This is a genomic window from Pedobacter insulae, from assembly GCF_900113525.1.
Classification (GTDB): Bacteria; Bacteroidota; Bacteroidia; order Sphingobacteriales; family Sphingobacteriaceae; genus Pedobacter; species Pedobacter insulae.
This window is the reverse complement of the sequence record NZ_FOPP01000009.1, coordinates 152,633-172,968: the sequence shown is the minus strand read 5'-3', so window position 1 is coordinate 172,968 and position 20,336 is coordinate 152,633. Positions and strand designations below refer to the sequence as shown.

13 protein-coding genes are annotated in these 20,336 nt (G+C 41.3%); 9 read left to right on the top strand and 4 right to left on the bottom strand.

What is annotated here, in order from left to right; all coding sequences use genetic code 11:
• Positions 1–19: 19 nt before the first annotated feature.
• Positions 20–1,852: a M61 family metallopeptidase gene (locus BM207_RS15090; RefSeq protein WP_090996102.1), complete on the bottom strand. Its 1,833-nt coding sequence runs from the start codon at positions 1,850–1,852 to the stop codon at positions 20–22.
• 136 nt (positions 1,853–1,988) lie between these two features.
• On the opposite strand from BM207_RS15090, the gene BM207_RS15085 reads away from it, so the two are divergent.
• The 4 genes from BM207_RS15085 to BM207_RS15070 all read left to right on the top strand — a co-directional run bounded on the left by BM207_RS15085 (position 1,989) and on the right by BM207_RS15070 (position 8,531).
• Positions 1,989–3,086, top strand: coding sequence for an efflux RND transporter periplasmic adaptor subunit (locus BM207_RS15085; protein WP_090996099.1), 1,098 nt, complete (start codon positions 1,989–1,991; stop codon positions 3,084–3,086).
• Positions 3,087–3,090: 4 nt separating this feature from the next.
• Positions 3,091–6,195 carry an efflux RND transporter permease subunit gene (locus tag BM207_RS15080; protein ID WP_090996295.1) on the top strand — a complete coding sequence of 1,035 codons (3,105 nt, stop codon included), beginning with the start codon at positions 3,091–3,093 and terminating at the stop codon, positions 6,193–6,195.
• A gap of 146 nt (positions 6,196–6,341) precedes the next feature.
• Positions 6,342–7,658: a TolC family protein gene (locus BM207_RS15075; RefSeq protein ID WP_090996096.1), complete on the top strand. Its 1,317-nt coding sequence runs from the start codon at positions 6,342–6,344 to the stop codon at positions 7,656–7,658.
• Positions 7,659–7,676: 18 nt separating this feature from the next.
• Positions 7,677–8,531 (top strand): N-acetylglucosamine kinase, encoded by an 855-nt coding sequence (locus BM207_RS15070; RefSeq protein WP_245768131.1) that lies wholly within the window; start codon positions 7,677–7,679, stop codon positions 8,529–8,531.
• Between the two features lie 598 nt (positions 8,532–9,129).
• Here the strand turns inward: BM207_RS15070 and BM207_RS15065 are convergent.
• The gene (locus tag BM207_RS15065; RefSeq protein WP_090996094.1) at positions 9,130–10,620 is read right to left on the bottom strand and encodes an ATP-binding protein; all 1,491 of its coding nucleotides are present in this window, start codon (positions 10,618–10,620) and stop codon (positions 9,130–9,132) included.
• 393 nt (positions 10,621–11,013) lie between these two features.
• Between BM207_RS15065 and BM207_RS15060 the strand changes: the two genes are divergently transcribed.
• From BM207_RS15060 to BM207_RS15045, 4 genes are read left to right on the top strand one after another with little or no spacing between them, the layout of a single operon-like run.
• Complete coding sequence (locus BM207_RS15060) at positions 11,014–12,981, top strand: immunoglobulin domain-containing protein (protein WP_090996091.1); 1,968 nt, start codon at positions 11,014–11,016, stop codon at positions 12,979–12,981.
• Between the two features lie 37 nt (positions 12,982–13,018).
• On the top strand, positions 13,019–13,789 hold the full coding sequence (locus tag BM207_RS15055; protein WP_090996088.1) for a hypothetical protein: 771 nt from the start codon (positions 13,019–13,021) through the stop codon (positions 13,787–13,789).
• 15 nt (positions 13,790–13,804) lie between these two features.
• A complete protein-coding gene (locus tag BM207_RS15050; RefSeq protein WP_090996085.1) occupies positions 13,805–14,752 on the top strand; it encodes a T9SS type B sorting domain-containing protein in 948 nt (315 codons plus the stop codon).
• Positions 14,753–14,763: 11 nt separating this feature from the next.
• On the top strand, positions 14,764–15,738 hold the full coding sequence (locus BM207_RS15045; RefSeq protein WP_090996082.1) for a PorP/SprF family type IX secretion system membrane protein: 975 nt from the start codon (positions 14,764–14,766) through the stop codon (positions 15,736–15,738).
• 107 nt (positions 15,739–15,845) lie between these two features.
• Here BM207_RS15045 and BM207_RS15040 read toward each other — a convergent pair whose 3' ends face one another.
• Complete coding sequence (locus tag BM207_RS15040; RefSeq protein ID WP_143095969.1) at positions 15,846–16,310, bottom strand: carboxypeptidase regulatory-like domain-containing protein; 465 nt, start codon at positions 16,308–16,310, stop codon at positions 15,846–15,848.
• Between the two features lie 67 nt (positions 16,311–16,377).
• Between BM207_RS15040 and BM207_RS15035 the strand changes: the two genes are divergently transcribed.
• Positions 16,378–20,085, top strand: coding sequence for a S8/S53 family peptidase (locus BM207_RS15035; RefSeq protein ID WP_177217137.1), 3,708 nt, complete (start codon positions 16,378–16,380; stop codon positions 20,083–20,085).
• Here the strand turns inward: BM207_RS15035 and BM207_RS15030 are convergent.
• Positions 20,078–20,275: a hypothetical protein gene (locus BM207_RS15030; protein ID WP_090996073.1), complete on the bottom strand. Its 198-nt coding sequence runs from the start codon at positions 20,273–20,275 to the stop codon at positions 20,078–20,080. The genes BM207_RS15035 and BM207_RS15030 overlap by 8 nt on opposite strands.
• Positions 20,276–20,336 lie beyond the last annotated feature (61 nt).

Below are 20,336 nucleotides of genomic sequence, written 5' to 3'. Positions count from 1 at the left end.
TTTTTATGTCTAAACTATTTTATTTACCTTCCATCCATCGCTTGCGCACTGCCAATTGAAGAGGCGTTGCATTTTCCATCACACTGGTTTTAAACCTGATATTAGGATTTTCTTTCAACGTTAAAGTAATTTCTTTCTCAATTCCATCGCGTACAATCTTCAATACCAATTTATCCCCTATTTGCTTGTTGCTAACAATGGGTAACATATCGAGCGATAAACCCGGGTTTGGCAATTTCACATCGCGCATAACAGCTGCTACGCCAACGCCATCAATGCTAATAATGGCATCATTTACATTTAGGCCATCTTCCCATGCAGTTGAATTTCGAGCCACTCCCGAAACAATCAGTCCTTGATTAACCGTTAAAGAAGCACCGGTAGCCGGCTTGTTAGGCGTTGCGTTTTCTGCGGTAACTTCAATACCTGCATAACCAAAATACTTTGCATACTCAATATCAGCGGTTCCGGTTACGTATTTGGCCCAGAAATTGGTAAAGCTAATTCCACTTATCTTTTCTACCATCGCTTTAAACTCGGCATCGGTATAACCGCGTTTTAAGGTTTTGCATTGCCAGTACATGGCTTTCATTACATCATCTAAACTTTTGGCGCCCTTGGTGGCATTGGCAATTTCAAGATCCATCAACAAGCCTACCACTGCCCCTTTGGTATAATACGAAATAAATGTATTCTTCGCGTTCTCAGAAGGACGATAAGCTGGGTTAATCCAAGCGTCGAAACTAGAAGCCGCAGCCGAGTTTATTTTAGCTCCGGGTGTATTCATTACCGTACCAATGCTACCTATCTGAGCAGCAATAAAGGCATCTTGATCCCTGAAACCTGCTCTATAAGTGTATTTCGTTTCATAATAGGAAGTGAAACCTTCTGCAATCCACAAATTGGTGGTATAGTTTTCATTCTCGTAATCGAATGGCCCTAAAGCAATTGGGCGTAACCTTTTTACATTCCAAAGGTGATTATACTCATGTGCTACTAAGCCTAAAAAGCGAACATAACTTCCAGGATTTGCATAACCTGTTCTCGAGGCACCCAATACGGTTGAATTCAGGTGTTCTAAGCCACCGCCTCCCTGTAAGCGATTATGCACAATAAAGGTGTAGTGTTTATTCGGGTTTTCACCGTAAACAGCTGTCGCCTGCTCTACGATCTTAGCCATATCTACTTTTAATTTCTCTTTATCGTAGTTTCCACCACCGTACATGGCCACTTCGTGTTTAACACCTGCCGCCGTAAACTCAAAAATATCCTGCGTACCTACTTCTATCGGACTGTCGAATAAGATATCGAAATCTGAAGCTGTGTAGGTAAATTCTTTCCCTTTTACAGGCTCTAAACCCGTACTTACTTTATTCCAATTACCATAAGGAACAATTTTTACAGTACTTGGTGTTTTTAGCATCCCGGCAGGATACATAAATATGCTGGCCGACGATAAAAAGGCGTGACTGTCATCTATAAATGCCGTACGCACTGAAACTTCGAAAGCATATACACGGTAGTTAATCTTTACTGCATTTGCTTTATTATGGTAAACCCTCCAGGTATTTTTGCTTACCTTTTCGGTCTTAATAGCTTTACCCCCTGCGGTTGCACCAAAACCTTCTACGCTTTTCGCAAACTCACGGATCAAATAAGAACCCGGAGTCCAGACAGGCATCTTTACATCCACATAATTCTTGCCGGTAATACCCGCGATATTCATTTCAACCTCGGCATAATGCGCTTGAGGTTCCTTAAAGCTTACTTCAAAGCTGATCTTTACTTGTGCTTTCGCTGCCATCGTAATCGTAAGTAGGATTAATAATCCAAAAACTGATTTTATCTTCATTTTTAAATCTTTGCACAAAAATATAACATTTTAATTTTTTATTAAGAATATTGACAATAAAGCTGTAACATACTTACTACATCAAACGATAAAAGAAACAATTAAATATTTTTGCTTGATAAAACACGCAAATGTTATGAAGAAAAGATATATATTCTATATACTCCTATGCTTGGGGCTTGCTTACCTGATTTATCATAGGATTTCAGAGAATAAAAAAATTAGTGGCGACGGTCCGAAAGGTGGGGCTAAAGGTGCTAAAGGCGGCAAAGGCGGCGAGGCACCTCCTTTAGCTGTGGATGGCATTGTAGTAAGTGCAAATTCTTTCGCCAACAACCTGGAAATTACGGGTAGTATAGAAGCGAATGAATCGGTTATTTTACGGAGCGAGGTATCTGGTCTGGTAACAGCAATTAACTTTAAAGAAGGAAGCAACGTAAGCAAGGGTGCTGTCTTAGTTAAGATTAACGATAAAGACATTCAAGCACAATTACAGGATGCCCTCACTAAAGAAAATTTATCCGCAACTAGCGAAAACAGAGCAAAGCAATTGCTAGCAAAAGGAGCGATCAGTCAGGAAGAATACGACGTTGCCTTGGCGAACTTAAAATCACTGAAAGCCCAGGGGCAAATTGTGAGAGCTCAATTAGACAAAACAACTTTAAGGGCTCCTTTTAGCGGAAAGATTGGTTTGCGCGCTATTTCTGTGGGGGAATATCTTACCCCATCAACCGTAATTGCCAATTTAATGAGTACCAATCCCGTAAAGGTTAACTTTTCGATTCCAGAAAAATATGTAGGGCAGATTAAATTAAATTCTCCAATAACATTTGTAACTGATGCTTCTGGTAAAGAATTTAATGGAAAAGTATTCGCAATTGAACCTGGAATTAATCAGCAAACCCGTACACTGCAAATAAAGGCGCTGGCTCCAAATCCCAACGATGAGTTATTACCGGGTTCTTTTGCCAAGGTTAAACTTTCCTTAAGCAGACAGGAAAATGCCATATTGGTGCCTAGCGAGGCGGTAATCCCTGTGTTGAAAGGTAAAATGGTTTATGTTAGTAAAAACGGAAAGGCGCAACAGGTACCGGTAGAGGCAGGCACCAGAACTGCTGAAAGTGTGGTTATTACCTCGGGTTTAAGTATTGGCGATACCGTACTTACTACGGGTGCTATGGCCTTAAAACCAGACGCCCCTGTGAAAGTAAATATTGCAGGAAAGAAAAATTAAGGACATGAGTATTTCAACCACCAGTATAAAGCGACCTGTTCTTGCCATTGTAATGAACTTAATGATTATCCTTTTTGGAATAATCGGCTACAATTTTTTGGGCATCCGCGAATATCCTTCAATTGATCCAACGGTTGTATCTGTACGTACTTCTTACCCTGGCGCTAACTCAGATATTATTGAGTCACAGATTACCGAACCGCTTGAAAAATCTATTAATTCCATTGACGGTATCCGAAACATTTCATCGTCCAGTAACCAGGGCACTAGCAATATCACCATCGAATTTGACCTCGGTAAAAACATTGAAGAAGCGGCAAATGATGTGCGCGATAAGGTGTCTCAAGCGGCCCGTAGTTTACCAAAAGATATCGATGGCCTTCCGGTAGTAAGCAAGGCGGATGCAAATTCAGACAACATTTTATCTATGACCGTACAAAGTGATAGAAGAAGTGTAACAGAGCTGAGTGATTTTGCGGAAAATGCCATCGCCGACCGCATCCAAACCATTCCAGGCGTGAGTAGTGTGCAGATCCAGGGACAGCGTAAGTATGCCATGCGCATTCGGATAGACCCGAATAGGCTGGCTTCTTATGGCTTAACTTCACAAGACATTGTAGCCGCTCTTAGCAACGAAAATGTAGAACTTCCATCCGGAAAGCTAACTGGTGCCGCTACAGAGCTTACGGTAAAAACTTTAGGAAAACTTACCACAGCCGAAGAATTTAACAACCTTATTATTAAAAGTGACAGCAACAATGTGGTTAAACTGCAGGATATTGCCTTGGTTGAAATGGGATCTGAAAATGAAGAAACTGTTTTACGGGAGTCGGGCAAGCCCATGGTTGCGGTAGCCATTATCCCACAGCCGGGAGCGAACTACTTAGAGATCAGTAAGGAATTTTATAAACGTTATGACAAGCTGGTAAAGGATATGCCGGCAGATATTAAATTAAATATCTCCCAAGATTCTACCATTTTCATTAAGCGTTCGGTAACAGAGGTAGCCGAAACTATTTTAATATCGCTGGTACTGGTGATTTTGATTATCTATCTATTTTTTAGGGATTGGGCAATTGCCTTTAGGCCATTAATTGATATTCCTGTATCGTTAATTGCCACCTTCTTTATCATGTACATTTTTGGATATTCGATTAATGTGCTAAGCTTGCTGGCTATTGTATTGGCAACCGGCTTGGTGGTTGATGATGGAATTGTAGTGACCGAAAATATCTTTAAAAAGGTAGAAGAAGGCTATACACCCATTGAGGCAGCCATAAAAGGGGCAAATGAAATATTCTTTGCCGTTATTTCCATTTCCATAACCCTTGCCGCAGTATTTTTGCCCGTTATATTTTTACAGGGATTTGTGGGGAGGTTATTTAGAGAGTTTGGGGTGGTAATAGGTGCTGCCGTATTGATTTCGGCTTTTGTCTCTTTAACGTTAACACCGATGTTAAATGCCTATTTAATGAAAAAAGGTGGACATAAGCCATCCCGTTTTTATAGGTTCACCGAGCCCTATTTTGTGAAAATGAACGAGGCCTATAAAGACAATCTCAATGCTTTCCTAACACGCCGATGGTTAGCCGTACCAATTATTGTTGTGTGTACAGGTTTGATTGTCCTTTTTTGGAATTTATTGCCAAAAGAAACCGCTCCTTACGATGATAGAAGCTCTATTAACATGAACGTATCTACGCCAGAGGGATCATCTTTTGCCTTTACCGACCGTTTCGTTTCTAAAATCCAGCAGATGGTGACCGATTCGATCCCAGAAAAGAGGGTACTTATTACCATTACTTCTCCTGGCTTTGGGGGAGCTGGCTCTACCAACTCTGGCTATGTTAGAATGGGGTTAAAAGATCCGGGTGAGCGTGAGAAAAGTCAGAAAGAAATTGCGGATAAACTTACTAAAATCACCAAAAAATATTCGGAGGGGAAAGTGACCGTGAGCCAGCAGCCCACTATTTCGGTAGGGCGGAGAGGTGGACAACCGATCAGTTATATTATTCAGGCCCAGAATTTTGAGAAGTTGAGAGAAAAAGTGCCTTTGTTTATGGATGAGGTGTCGAAAAACCCCATATTCTCAACCTCCGATGTTAACCTCAAGTTTAATAAACCAGAAATTAACTTAACTATTGATAGAGACAAAGCCAAGAACCTGGGTGTATCTATTGTAGATATTGCCCAAACACTGCAACTCGGCTTAAGCGGGCAACGTTTTTCTTATTTCTTCATGAATGGAAAACAATATCAGGTAATTGGGCAATTTGATGTAAGCGAACGTAAGGATCCTTTAGATTTAAGTTCTGTATATGTGCGGAATAATAAAGGCCAACTCATTCAACTCGATAACTTGGTAACAACGAAAGAACAAAGTAGTCCGCCGCAACTATACCGGAACAACCGTTTCATTTCTGCCACCGTTTCTGCAGGCCTCTCGCCCGGCAAAAGCATAGGCGATGGTATCCAGGCTATGGATGAGATTGCTGCAAAGGTATTAGACGACACCTTTTCTACCGATCTAAGTGGTGAGTCAAGAGATTTTCAAGAAAGCTCTTCTAACACCATGTTTGCTTTTGGCTTAGCGTTGTTATTAGTTTATTTAATCTTATCGGCACAGTTTGAAAGCTTTAAAGATCCGGTAATTATTATTTTAACGGTACCCATGGCAGTGGCTGGAGCATTTTTATCGCTTTGGTTATGCGGACAAAGCTGGAATATCTTTAGTCAGATTGGTACCATTATGCTAATCGGCTTGGTAACCAAAAATGGAATTTTGATTGTAGAATTTGCCAATCAGTTAAAAGAGCAGGGGAAATCCGTTCAGGAAGCTATTAGAGAAGCGGCGGTTTCGAGGTTGCGTCCAATTTTAATGACAAGTATGGCGATTGCCTTTGGTGCATTACCCATTGCGATGGCATTGGGCGCTGCAGCAAAAAGCAGGATGAGTATGGGAACAGTAATTGTTGGCGGAACTTTATTCTCGTTAGTGTTAACGCTATTTGTAATTCCGGCGATTTACTCCTACTGGTCTAAAGAATATAAAGAGAATAAGGAATTAACCGACTCGCTCAATGCCGCAATGGCCGAGGAGAAGTTGTAGGAAGCGTTATTGCGAGGAATTGCGAGGAACGAGAGCGTCATTGCGAGGTACGAAGCAATCTAATCTGAGATTGCTTCGTACCTCGCAATGACGGAGCCAACCTAAAATTCCTCGCAATGACGGAATGAAATAAAATAGATATTAACATGAAAAACAAGCACTTTATACTGCTAATAACTGTAGGCCTTTTGTGTTTCACTACCGGATTGTTTGCCCAAGAAAAGCTTACGCTCCAAGAAGCCATCACTATTGCTTTAAAGAACAATTACGATATCAAGTTGGTAAGCAACGACCTGGCTATTGCACACAATAATGTGAATTTGGGTAATGCGGGGGTATTGCCAGCGGTAACAGGCACGTTTAGTACAGGTGGCAGCCGACAAAACTCCGTACAAACACAGGCATCCGGTACGCAGCGAGTAATAGATGGTGCAATTAGCACCAATATGAGGTACGGAGTGGGCTTAGACTGGACTATTTTTGATGGATTTAAGATGTTTGCGACCTACGATAAGTTGAGGGCACTGGAAAAACAGGGAGAGGTAAATGCTAAAGGCATCATTTTAAACACCATTGCCCAAGTGGTAAATGCTTATTATGATTTAGTTAAACAGCAACAATTAATTATCGCTGCCGACAGTGCCATAGACGTTTCTGCTTTGCGTTTAAAAATAGCCGATAATAAGTTACAATTAGGCCGGGGTTCAAAATTAGATGTAGTAGCTGCGCAGGTAGATTATAATACAGATACTTCTAACTATTTGCAACAGCAAAACCTAGGTATTTCTTATATGGTAAGGTTAAATCAGTTAATGGTTCGTGAACTCGACACTCGATTTAGTGTTTCAAATGACCTCGCAATTGATCAAGGTTTGATTTATAGCACCTTAGCTGGTCAGACAGAACAATTAAACCCCAATTTGCAAGCTGCTCTTATCACCAAAAAAATAGCTGAATTAACTTTAAAAGAGGTAAAAGCTAGCAAGTATCCATTGATTGGGTTAAATAGTGGTTATGAATTTAATCGAAGTACCAGTCCGACAGGCTTTAACACCCAGTTTAGAGCTAACGGATTAACTTACGGTATAACGGCGAGCATCAATATCTTTAATGGCTTTTTACAACGCCAGAATGAACGTAATGCAAAGATTGCCATCAATTCAAGCGAATTAACTTTCGATAAAACTAAGCAAGATCTATTAACCCAGCTTACCATAGCATACCAGAATTACAATACCTATATAGAACTGGTTAAATTGGAAAGAAAAAATGTTGAGCTGGCCAAGCAAAATTTGTCGATCACTTTAGATAAATATCGTTTGGGAAGCATTGCTCCTTTGGAGTTGAGAGAGGCTCAACGAAATGCGATTAATGCCAATTCTCGTTATGTAGAAATACAATATCAGGCAAAAATTGCGGAAATTACGCTAAAAGAGATTAGCGGTACATTAAATATTCAATAAGATCGCTATTTTTGGATTATGATTATAGTTGCAGACAGCGGTTCGTCTAAAACAGATTGGATGGTTTATAGTCCGACCGAAATTCAGTCATTTAGCACACAAGGCATTAACCCATACTTTTTAAATGCTCATGATATCGTTAAGATTTTATCTAAGAATAAAGGATTGGGTGTGATTGCTGATCAGGTAAAAGAAGTTTACTTTTTTGGCTCGGGCTGTTCATCTCCCGATAAGCATGAAATTGTATCGAATGGTTTATCCTCGTTTTTTACCAAGGCTTTTGTAAGTGTAGATCATGATTTAATTGGCTCTGCCTATGCTACTTGTGGCAATAATGAAGGTTTAACCTGCATTTTGGGTACCGGATCTAACATCTCTTATTATGATGGTGTAAATGTACACAATGGCAAGCATGGCTTAGGTTATGTTTTAGGCGATGAAGGTTCTGGAACTTTCTTTGGCAGAAAGGTGCTGGTATCATATCTCTATCAAACGATGCCTGAAGATTTGAGGGTGTTATTTGCAGAAAATTACGCAATTACTAAAGACATCGTGATAGAGAACATCTATCAAAAACCTTTCCCCAATTCTTATCTGGCTACTTTTAGCCGCTTCATGATTGCCCATAAAAGCCACCCTTTTATTCAGCAAATGCTGAGGGATGGCTTCCAAGAATTTGTAGACACCAATATAAAGGACTACAAGATGTATAAAACCATTCCCTGTAATTTTGTGGGTTCAATCGCTTTTTATTACCAGGATGAATTGAGGGAGGTTTGCGCAAAAAACCAGATCAAAGTGGGCAAGATTTTGCAGAAGCCTATTGAAGGAATTTTCGATTATATCTTGAAAAGAGAAGGTGTAGCCCAGTAAATACCATTTTACTTAAATGTTGTCAGGATGTCTAGCCGTGTTCCGGCCGATATCCCTTGCCTTGCTATTGGGTACCTATTCGATAGTATCTCGGTATAATAGCGCTTTAAGGGGATAGGATGCAATAAGCACCGAGACTCCTTTGGTATTTGGCGGATTAATGGCTTAGGTTTGAGTGAACTTACTGCTCTAATTCTATCCGTTTAGCAAATTCTGTAAAGTCAAGGTGACTTGGACTGCCGTTTTTCTTCCAATCCCTAGATTTAAAATCCTCGGCAAAAATCCTCCGTCAAGGGTGTAGTCGGGCATCGTTTACATGGAGCGTGATGTTGATCATGCCATAGACTTGACTGAGCACGAGATCTCTGCTCTGGGTTTCCAGTAATACAAAGTTCTTTAGGTGTACGTCTCTGTTAGAAAAAAGGCTTGCTGCTCTGAAAGCTGAGTGAGCAAGAACGGGTGTTCGGTATAAAATAAAAGTATTTAAGAACCTCGCATCGACATGATGTCGATGCATTTGTCGATGCAAAACTAAAAACTAATACAACTCTGTCGACGCATCGACATCATGTCGATGCATTTGTCGATGCAAAAACAGTTAGCCAATAAAAACATATCTGTATTTATTGGACTTGGGTGATTCGCCGTTATCACCGATCAAGCCAAGTCTGATAAATCGCTTCAAGTGACGGTTTGCTGTTCTTTCTTCGATTCTAAGATGATTTTGATATTCTTTACGAGAAACACTTGTTTTGCTCTTTATCCACTCATAACCCTTTATTTCATCAACTGTCAACTCTTCGATGCCTTTATGAATGCTTACCGATTTTACAGCCTCTAGTGTACGTGGAAAGGTTAATGCGAGATACGGTTCTGTATAACTAAATTCAGGTAGAGGCAGGTTGTGCTTCTCCTGCATAGTACGAAAGGTTTCCATGCCCAATTCATTTTCTTCCATTAATTTCATTTTATTGAAAATATAGGTAATCTTAGGGTTCCGGCTAAGAGAGGAGGCCTTAAACTGTTTAACCTGGTCCAGTGAGATTGGCGAAACAGGCAATCCGGCACTTTTAACCAATATTTTATCATCGTCGATCTCGATGTAGGTTTTTGCCCCCTCTATTTCATAGTCCCTATGCACCAATGCGTTGATGATCGCTTCGCGCAAAGGTTCCAGCGGATAAGCGGCTTGTGTTTGCCGTTCAAACTTTTCTCTGCTTACTTGCGAATGGAGTACCTGTTGAAGCCACATTTCGATACCCCGGGGAATCAAAACCAGTGGGCCGTCAAAATCTTTCGGTATTGGAGCATTGCTTCCATATTTAATTTTTGCCTTTACAACCGCATTTTGGTAGGCCGCCCTGGGGTCTTTCCCAAAAAGAAGTAATGCAGCACCTGTAGCCATATACGTATTTCCAGCAGGAATGATCAGTTCCAGTTGGGCGAGATGGCGTTTGAAATCCTCGCTGTCGCTGGTAAATCCCAAACCTGCAGATTTTATGTAATAGTCTAGTGCTTCTTTGTCAAAGATAGAAAGATCGGTAGCGGGCATTAGTTCATCCAATTTATTGAGCACAATCACTTTCTCTACTTTTACATCCTCCGCCCGTTGTATTGCCTGCTTTAAAAATTCTTCATTTTCCTTTTTGATCTGCTTTTGAAATTCGGGACGGAACATCTCTACCTCAACATTCTTGCTTTCCAGATATTTAATACCTTTTCGGTCAACAGTAGGGTCGGGATCTGCTATGCCGATCCATACTTTGGCAATCCTTGCGTTAACAATCCGCTCTGCACATCCCAGTTTTGGATGCTTTCTTGCACCAGGGGCGCAAGGTTCCAATGTCGCAAATAAATAACATCCCGTTACACCCTTATTTCTGTTCTTCCTTTCCAATAACGTAAATTCAGCGTGGTCGCCATCACGAAGCTCTCCCCTGAATGCTGTATCAAGCACCTCTCCGTTGGGAGATACTAATACCGCACCGACTTTCGGGGAAGTTTTGTCTTCACGGGGCTCTTGGATTGATTTTTTCATTATCTCAACCGCCAGTTTCATATACTTCTCTGGGTCAAATGCTAGATTCATTAAATATTATTTTGAGTGCTGTTAAAAATGGTTGATCCAAATTTAAGCTTTTATTCCGAATAGTGTTAGATTAAGCCAGTGGTTAAGCAGATAGTTATCTGCAACAGTTCAGACTACCGATCATTTCTCATCCAGAGTACAGAATCTGCGCCTAACAGCAATAGTATTCTCTCCACGCATGCGAAGTTAGGTTCTTAAAGGGCAAACAGATACTTATAAGCGCATTGTATTTAACTTATAGTTGGTCGATTTGTTCAAACCGAGGCTATTAACATGGATAGTATTGAATAAAATGAATGCACTAATGAGTCGATAAAAAAGATATGTTTACATAAGAAATCTGCATTTGGAACATCTAATGCGGGTTTCTGAACTAAATTAATCTCTCTCAAAGTGTTAATTATTCTAAAAAAATCTGCGCTCCCTTGGCTTGTCCTCGTAGCCGTGCTTCTATTTATCGGAGAAGCGAGAGGGCAGACTCCTGTTCCTACCTATCTGACAGGACATATTACAGGGAACAAATTTGAAGCAGGCAGTTTTATTGGAGCAGGAACAGGCAATGCCGGCCTAACAAGCCCTATGTTAACCCATGCTTGGGGATGTCTTCTAGGTGTCCAAACCAATGAATTTAGATTTTATTACAATACTGCAGCAAACTTTTCAGCTGGTGCTCCTACTACTGTTACAGCCGCGCGCTCATTAGGTTTATTAGGTGTTTTAGGTGCTGGAGGTGATGCTTATATTCAATTTAGAAATACCGGAAATGCGACGATTGCTGCAGGCACACCCACTTATTTTAGATTAAATACCAAACCAACTGCTGGAGGAATTTCGCTTAACTTAGGAGGCGTTCTAGGTTTAACGGAATTACAGAGCATTAAAGGTGTGGCTTATTCTGGAGCAGGGAATTATTCATTAAATACTTCAACACTTGGTTTTCTATCTTGCCCAAACCCTTACAATGGAAACGAAAACAGCGGCACAATAGTTGGCACAAGCACCACCAAACTACTAATCGATGCTTTTGGATCGTGGTTTGCAAAAGTAACCCCTAGTTTAGCATACAATTCCGTAAGGTTAAATGTAGCTTATCCAGAAGATAAACTCCTTCTACTAGACTTAGCAGCCCTTGCTAATTTAAATGCGTCAATTAATGTGAATGTTCATAGTGCCTTTACCCAGCCAGATGGTGGGGTTTGTAACTTAAGCCCCCAGTTTGTTAGCCCAGGTGAAATAGTTAGCGGCATTACACTTTCGCCAGCTCAAGTTACCGCCGGCATTGGTATTAATCTAAATCAATTGGTAACAAACCCAGAGCGCTCTATTAACGGAAATGCAAACGACTACACCTCCTTTAGTTCTGGATTAGCCAGTGTCGGAGCAGTTAGTTCGGTAGCCCAAAGTTATTATTTCGATCATAGCTCAACGGTAGATGATGGTATTCGCCTGCAACTTGGCGTTCAACAAAGTCTTATCGATTTAGGCGTATTAGGACGTACTTCCCTTAAATTCAAAGCATATAAAGGTGAAACCGAAGTTTACAGTACAAACTTGGCATCTTTAGCAACATTGCTACAGCTTAATCTATTAAATTTAGTTACCATTAATGGCAGTACCCATAAAAGATTAGATCTCACATTTAAACCTGGCGTTGCATTTGACCGTTTCGAAATTACCTTCGATCAAGGACTTGCGGCAGTGGGAGTTTTAGGCGATGCTTTACGAATTTATGAAGTAAGTATGGCTCCATCCCTTCCTACCATCACACTTCAACCTACCAACCCTAACCCTAGTGGCATTTGCGAAGGCGATGGAACTAGCTTTGTAGTGGGTGCGACTGCCTCGGCGGGGGGTGTAGTTTCTGGCTATCAATGGGAATATTTTAATACCGTTGACAGTACTTGGACAAATGCTGGTTCTGCGATCGATACTTTAAGCCTTAGCAACGTAACCAATGCTATGAACAACAGATGGTTTAGAGCTAAAGTTACCGGTGGAAACCCAGGTTGTCCTTACGACATCTACTCAAACGAAGTTCAGCTAATTGTAAAACCCAAGGCATTAGCAACAGACATCGATGCTCCCGGAATAACCATTTGCCAGGGCCTTTCTACAAACTTAACAGCTAGTTGCAATCTGGTGACTATTCCCAATCCAACTTTTAAATGGTATGCGAATGCTGATCTAACCGGGCTTTTAGCAACAGGAAGTAGCTATAGCGTAACACCCACAACCACTACCTCTTATTGGGTTACGGTTGAAGGCACTGCAACTTGCCAAAATGCACCAAATAGTGCAAAACAAGTGACAGTAGTAGTTACCCCTCACCCACCACCGCCTATCACCATAACATCAAATTAAATAACATCAATTAACTAATCTCTAAAAAACAAAAAACATGGAAACGAAAACTACCTTTCTAAAATCGAGCTTATTAGCTTTATTTTTATTGATTTCAACTACAGTAACAGTATTTGCCGACACATACTATGTATGTTCTGGCGCAGCATTAACACTTACTGATCCACCAGTTGATGCAAACCTCACCTATACCTGGGATGTAAAACTCAATAATGTATCAGTGCCTTATCCAGGATCTCCAGGCAAACCAACTAGTATGCCTGCAGCAGCTGGAATATATACCGTTACCCTAACGTCAAACTTAACTCCTGCTGGTACTCTTGCTGGGGTTTGTGCGCCGGAAACTGGTGAGTATAACGTAATCGTTTTGCCACCATTAGCCCTAACTATTGATGCTCCTACAAAGCCATCGTATTGTGGTGTTAGCGCAAACAGTGAATCTGTAGTTTCACTAACTGGAACAGCTCCAAGCCTTCCTACAAATGTGGTAGGGCCACCTGCAGCTCCTTACAGTTCAGATTTAGAATTAGAATATTCATATTCTGTAGTAAAAACTGTTGGAGCTGTTGTTTCTCCTGCAGTTGATGGCGCTACAATTGGTACAATAAACCAAACTACTGGGGCATATACCTTAACCACAGACGCCGTAGGTTCTTATGCAATCACAGGTACTGTAAAATACAAACAAAAGGCTGGATTTGCAAATACCTTGTTAGGCACTACTGGGTGCCCTGCCACATCAGGAACACAAACCGTTGTTGTTACCGCTGCACCAGCTGCCCCAACAATCACTATCACTGCGCCTTAATAACCTAAACACTCCATGTTTATCATAAGAATAGCTCTTGCCCTAGCTTTGCTGTCGTATTTTGCGACAGCAGGCTTTGCGCAATCTGGTAATTCGCAACCGATAAACATTCCGCAGGGAAGCTCTGTTAAGCTTACAACTAACGCTACCGGCGCAGTTAGCTACTGGTGGAGAAAAGACGACATCCAGATTCCTGGCGCTACCGCAAGTACTTACACCGTAACCAACACAGGAAAATACAGTGTGGTAATATTCAGCGCCGATGGTTGTCAATCAGATCCTTCCGAACCCGTTGAAGTAATTGTGGGCCCACCCATTGTAGCAGCGAGTGCCGATTTAGCAATCACAAAAACAAATGACAATAAACCTGTTAGCATTAACGAAACATTCGAATATCAAATAAATGTGAAGAATAATGGGCCGAGCACGGCAAACAACGTCGTAGTAAAAGATCTCTTACCCATAAACCTAACGTTCGACCGCTTCGTTAATCCATCCCTTGGAACCGCAATTTACAATCCGTCTTCCAGGTTAATTACCTGGGATATTACAGAATTAAAAAATGGCCAAACAGCCGATTTGGCGATCAAAGTGACAGCCAACAAATATGGTGTCTATACAAATACAACTAACGTTACGGCAACAGATCCACCAGATCCGGATTTAACCAATAATAACGCTACAGATATTAAATATATCTGGGGAATAACCATCCCCAATGTGTTTACACCAAATGGCGATGGTAAAAACGACACATTCGAGATTATGGGCTTACCACTCTATAGCGATAATGAAATAACGATTGTAAACAGGTGGCAAAGCCCGGTATACGAGAAAAAACGATACCAGAACGATTGGACAGCTAATGGATTGAGCGATGGAACCTATTTTTATATTCTTAAGGTTAAAAATGTTTCCAACGAATGGCAGGAATTTAAGGGTTATATTACTGTACTTCATTAAAATTTGACAGCATGAAGAAAATTATTTTATCGGGCTTATTCTTTTTAATGTTATTCAACGCATATGGCCAACAAGAAGCCCAATACGGACAGTACGTTTTTAATGGTCTTTACATTAATCCAGCCTATGCGGGCTATAAAGATGAAATTTATTTTCAAGCATTTTACCGTGCCCAATGGACAGGTATTAAAGGCGGCCCGAGAAGTTTATCAGTCTCGATAGACGCCCCTGTGAGCGACGGAAAACTTGGATTAGGTGCATTGATCAGCACAGATAAAATCGGTGCCCAAACTTCCTTAAATGCCATGGGTAATTTAGCCTATAGAATTAAGCTAAACGATGATGGTACAAGGGCAGTTTCATTTGGCCTGGGACTTGGCGTGCTACAAATGGGAATTAACGGAAGCCTATTAACACCAAACGAAATAGGCGACACACGGATCCCAACAGGCAATCAAACCAATATTGTGCCCGACGCAAGAGCAGGCATCCAATATTCCTCAGAAAGATTTTTTATCGGCTTCTCGGCCAATAGCTTAATAGCGCCCTATTTAACAAAGGATAAGAATTTCGACATCTTAACCATGAAGGCCGAATCGCACTTCTATCTAACCACAGCTACCATATACAGACTTAATGAGGATCTCATCTTTAAACCATCGTTTTTAATTAAGGATGATTTGCACGGCCCAACATCGGTAGACCTCAATGCATTTTTGCTATTCAGAGACAAACTATGGCTAGGGGGACTTTACAGAACATCCATGAAAATGTATCCAAAAAAGAACCTGCAAAAAGAGCTCTCTAACAAAAGCGCATTAGGATTTATAGCGGAGTTTTTTGTAAAGCCCAACTTTAGGGTTGGCTATGGTTATGATTATAGCTTGAGTAAATTAAGTGCATTCGATCATGGTTCGCACGAACTCTCTATCGGTTTTTACCTGAATACGATTAGAAGTCAGAAGAAACTGTGTAATTGTTTTTAATATCTCACCTTAAAATGTACAGCTACTCACTAGCTCGCCTCAAAATATTGAAATTTTAAGGTTAACGCTAAATATCGCCTTAAAAGAACCGATAATCTGTAACACTCCTAATAAGCTGCCTTATAATTCACGCTGATATGATAAGTAGTTACCTCCCCTTCTTTTACTTCAAAAGAAGCAATGGAGCCATCGCCCTCGAAAAGACTAGCGAAAAATTTCCCATCCTCTTCTTGGGTAAAAATAGAATACTTCCCAGGTTTTAACTTGTATTGAAAGTACCCATCTTGATTGGTTTTTACTTTTGCCACCAAACTGCTATTGATTTTAGCAAATAAAGGTGCCTCACCTTCGGCATCGCTTAATTTGGTGAGCTCGTGGATATAAACTGTCCTAACCGCAGGGGTTTCGTTTTTAGCTTGTGGCCTGTCTGGCGAAGGCATAAAATTCCCTTCCAGCCAAAGTACCCTGCCAAATACGCCCTGCCGGATAGTACTTTTTCCATCTTTGATAGTACTACAAAACGACAAGCACAAACTGAGCAACGTAAATAAAAATATTCTCGTATATTTCATCAATATATTTATTTGATTGGTGACCAAGCACTGCTACTTTTACTTAACTATAACGCTACTTTTTTTAGTGTCGTTTAATTCGTATGCTCAAATAGCAAATAAAGAAACCAATGTAGCTTTTTTACGTGAAAATGCGGTAGCCGTACAACAAAAAATAGAGGCGAACAGGCAAAAAGCATTTTCGGTAGCCAAAGAAAAAGGCTGGGAAACATTAAGGGTTACCAAAACTGGGGCAGTCATAGCCTTGCAGGGGATAGATGATTTAGGTTTGCCAATTTACTTTATCACGGATAACAACAGTACGGCGGCAATTACCACCAGCACCCATAAATTATATACGGGCGGAGGCTTAGGTTTGTCGTTAAGTGGGAGCACCATTCCTAATGATAAAGTAGCTATTTGGGACGGCGGTTTGATTTTAACTTCACATACTGAATTTGCTCCTACGCGGATAAAACCAAAAGATAACGCCACAACCCTCTCATCTCATGCTACCCACGTAGCGGGAACGATGATGGCGAGCGGTGTTAACCCTATCGCAAAAGGCATGTCGTACGGCCTGCCACAGCTTTCTTCTTTTGATTTCAACAGTGATGTTGCTGAGATGTCGGCCAATGCGGCTACTTTACTAATATCAAACCACTCTTATGGCGCTATCGCAGGCTGGCAATATAACTCGGATGTAACACCGGCCCGGTGGGAATTTTGGGGAGCGCCAGGTGAAAATGAAGACTTTAAATTTGGCTACTATAACAATGCGGCTAAAGAATGGGACTTAATTTGTTATAATGCACCCTATTACCTTCCCGTAAAATCGGCAGGTAATAGCCGCAACGAAAATGGGCCGGCCGTAGGTGAACCATATTATCGATTTAACAGCGCAGGGACTATGGTAAGTGCGGGCAACAGGCCAGCAGGTATTAGCAGCAACAACGGCTATGATATTATTTCAACCTATGGAACCGCAAAAAACATCTTGACGGTCGGCGCTATTAACCCACTGCCTTTTGGGCCAATTTCAACGGAAAGTATCCAAATCTCTAATTTTAGCAGTTGCGGCCCGACAGACGATGGAAGGATTAAGCCCGACTTAGTTGGTGACGGAGTGAATGTAACGTCTACAACGAGTAGCAGTCCGACTACCTACGCTACACTTTCGGGAACCTCTATGTCCTCGCCAAATGTGAGTGGTTCATTGGTGTTGTTGCAGGAGTTGTATAGTCAGAAAAACGCAGGAGCTTACATGCGCTCGGCCACTTTAAAGGCACTGGTTTTAGGTACAGCTACAGAAGCGGGTATAGCACCAGGACCCGACTATATCTTTGGTTGGGGGCTATTGAATACGGAAGCCGCAGCAAAAGCCATATTAAATAAAAATGCAAAAAGCCTGATCAATGAAAACAGCCTGGCACAAGGATCAACGCAAACCATTAACCTAATTGCCTCTGGCGATGGACCATTGATCGCAACAATTTGTTGGACAGATCCGGAGGCAACACCAGTTTCATCAGCGACTGCATTAGACAACCCCATACTTAGACTGGTTAATGATTTAGACATCAGCGTGAAGGATGCGGAAAATAATGTTTACCGAGCCTGGGTTTTAGATCCGGCAAATCCTTCGGCACCTGCCACAACCGGCGATAATTTTAGAGACAACGTAGAACAAGTATATATCGCCAATGCCATACCCGGCAAGAGTTACACCTTAACCATTAGTCACAAAGGCACCTTACTCCGTGGTCCGCAGGCCTTTTCCATTGTCGCAACTGGCGTTGGCGGGGCAATATATTGCAGCTCGTCGGCCAATAACATATTGGATTCGAAAATTACCAATTTCAAATTGTCGAATATCGATTATACCGCTGATTTAAACTGTACTGGCTATAGCAATTTAACCTCGCAGGTAATTAATTTAGAAAAAGGAAAAACATATCCCTTAAGTTTAACGCTAGGCACCTGCGGTTCGGGCTTCAACAAAATAGCGAAAGTATTTATAGATTGGAATGGGGACGGCGATTTTTCTGACACCGAAGAGCTAGTTGCCACTAGTCAGGTTGTAAGTACTACCGGCATATTCTCCACTTCAGTATCCGTGCCCGACCTAGTTAATGTAAATAACTTCTCGCTGTTTCGAATTGTTTTAACTGAGACGAACGATCCGGCGAATGTTTCGTCTTGTGGGGTTTATGCAAAGGGTGAGACAATCGATTACCGGGTTAATTTTTTACAACCTGCAGTTGATGTTGCCTTAACAGCAATTGTTAATCCTACGGGTACCATATGTGCTTCCCCTGATCAAAAAGTAACGATAACCTTGAAAAACGATGGTACGCAAAGTTTAACGGCCGTTCCTGTGACAGTCATAGTTAGCGAAAATGGAACGCCAATAACTACTTTAAGCGCAACATTTAAGGGGTCAATCCCTTATTTGAACGAGGTAGACTTTACCTTGCCGTTGGGTTTTAACGCACAGCCCGGGAAAACCTATTCGCTTGTAGCCAAAACAAACTTACCTGGCGATTTGAATTCGACTAATAATGAACTGAGTGGGAGTTTTCAAGTTGGCATCCCTCCTGTTGCTACAACCGGCTCTGCCTTTTTCTGCACTAATTTAAATGCTTACAACTTAAATGTTGTTGCACCAGCTAGCTCAACGGCCTTTTGGTATAAAAATGCTACCGACACAAACCCCATCGAGTTTGGGAGCACTACTGCTACCACCGTAGCTCCAGGGGCCAATCGGAGCTATCATGTAGGAATAAATGATTTTAAAGCCGACATTGGGCCTAGCACTAAAGCTGAGCTTGGAGAGGGTGGCTACAACCAGTTCACCCCTGGTATTACCGTAACCACTTTGGTGCCAATTACCTTGGAAAGCGCACGACTTTATATCGGCAACTCGGGGCAAATTAGATTTACAGTCGTGAATAGCGCCGGTACTGAAGTCTCCTCAGTACTGCTCCGAGTTACTGCCACTAAGACTAAGCCCGCAGCGGGTGCTACGGCAAACGACCCCACAGATCTGGGACAAATTTATCCGCTTAACTTAACCCTGCCTAAAGCTGGGAGCTTCACGATAAACATTGAATATTTGGAAGGAGCAACTATTTTTAGGAATAACAATGCCACTGCAACGGCTTATCCATATCAAACTACTTTAAACTTATTTAGCCTTACCGGAAACACCGCAACCTTAGCGAATAGTCCCAATTATTTCAAAACCTTCTATTATTATTTTTATGACTTAAAAGTGCGGTCTGCAGGGTGCATGGGAGGTGAACGATTAGCGGTAAGCATGAGCGAACCCATCATTACCCAGCGCGATAATTTACTTTCTTCGAGCAGTTTAACTGGTAATAAATGGTTTTTAAACGGCGAGCCGATTGCCGGCGCCACCAATCAAACTTATACCCCGCTAAAAAATGGGGAATATACGGTTGAAGTACTTTCTGAAACTGGCTGCGCCATGCGTTCTACAGCCATTACCGTTACTGATGTAAAAAACATGAGTACCTCCCCCATAAATTTAAAGGTTTATCCCGTACCCACTGATGATGACCTGACTGTTTCTTTCGAAGTTGCCGACAGGTCGATGGTGAAAATTCAAGTGAGTAATCTTTTAGGTCAGGTCGTATTTAAGGAAGAGAAAGTTAATTTCAATGGCCTTTATACGAACACAATTAGGCTCAATGCTTTTGCCGCAGGCATTTACGTTTTAAGTGTAAGAATTGGTTCAAAGGTTTATACGAGAAAGATCTCTTTGATTAAATAGAATTATCTTCTTCATACCCTACCAACACCCACTTATGCTTCTCATTCAATTCGTAATTAGCCTTGAAATTGAAAGCTGGCGGTATGGTAAAATGAAAACTAAACCGCTGTTCAGCAATGCTTTTTGGAATAAAATGCTGCATAATTGCATTAGCTGTAGCCTCAATCAGTTCTTTGGAGGGTTTTTTCATTCATTTTCAGATTTCCGACTTACGAAGTCGGCCGAATTCGGCCGACTTCGTAAGTCGGAAA

What these genes read in the sequence shown, in the direction of transcription:
- BM207_RS15085 (WP_090996099.1), top strand. Translation starts at nt 1,989, where the DNA reads ATGAAGAAAAGATATATATTCTATATACTCCTATGCTTGGGGCTTGCT.
- BM207_RS15030 (WP_090996073.1), bottom strand. Translation starts at nt 20,275, where the DNA reads ATGAAAAAACCCTCCAAAGAACTGATTGAGGCTACAGCTAATGCAATT.
- BM207_RS15040 (WP_143095969.1), bottom strand. Translation starts at nt 16,310, where the DNA reads ATGAAATATACGAGAATATTTTTATTTACGTTGCTCAGTTTGTGCTTG.
- BM207_RS15045 (WP_090996082.1), top strand. Translation starts at nt 14,764, where the DNA reads ATGAAGAAAATTATTTTATCGGGCTTATTCTTTTTAATGTTATTCAAC.
- BM207_RS15075 (WP_090996096.1), top strand. Translation starts at nt 6,342, where the DNA reads ATGAAAAACAAGCACTTTATACTGCTAATAACTGTAGGCCTTTTGTGT.
- BM207_RS15050 (WP_090996085.1), top strand. Translation starts at nt 13,805, where the DNA reads ATGTTTATCATAAGAATAGCTCTTGCCCTAGCTTTGCTGTCGTATTTT.
- BM207_RS15090 (WP_090996102.1), bottom strand. Translation starts at nt 1,852, where the DNA reads ATGAAGATAAAATCAGTTTTTGGATTATTAATCCTACTTACGATTACG.
- BM207_RS15080 (WP_090996295.1), top strand. Translation starts at nt 3,091, where the DNA reads ATGAGTATTTCAACCACCAGTATAAAGCGACCTGTTCTTGCCATTGTA.
- BM207_RS15055 (WP_090996088.1), top strand. Translation starts at nt 13,019, where the DNA reads ATGGAAACGAAAACTACCTTTCTAAAATCGAGCTTATTAGCTTTATTT.
- BM207_RS15070 (WP_245768131.1), top strand. Translation starts at nt 7,677, where the DNA reads ATGATTATAGTTGCAGACAGCGGTTCGTCTAAAACAGATTGGATGGTT.
- BM207_RS15065 (WP_090996094.1), bottom strand. Translation starts at nt 10,620, where the DNA reads ATGAATCTAGCATTTGACCCAGAGAAGTATATGAAACTGGCGGTTGAG.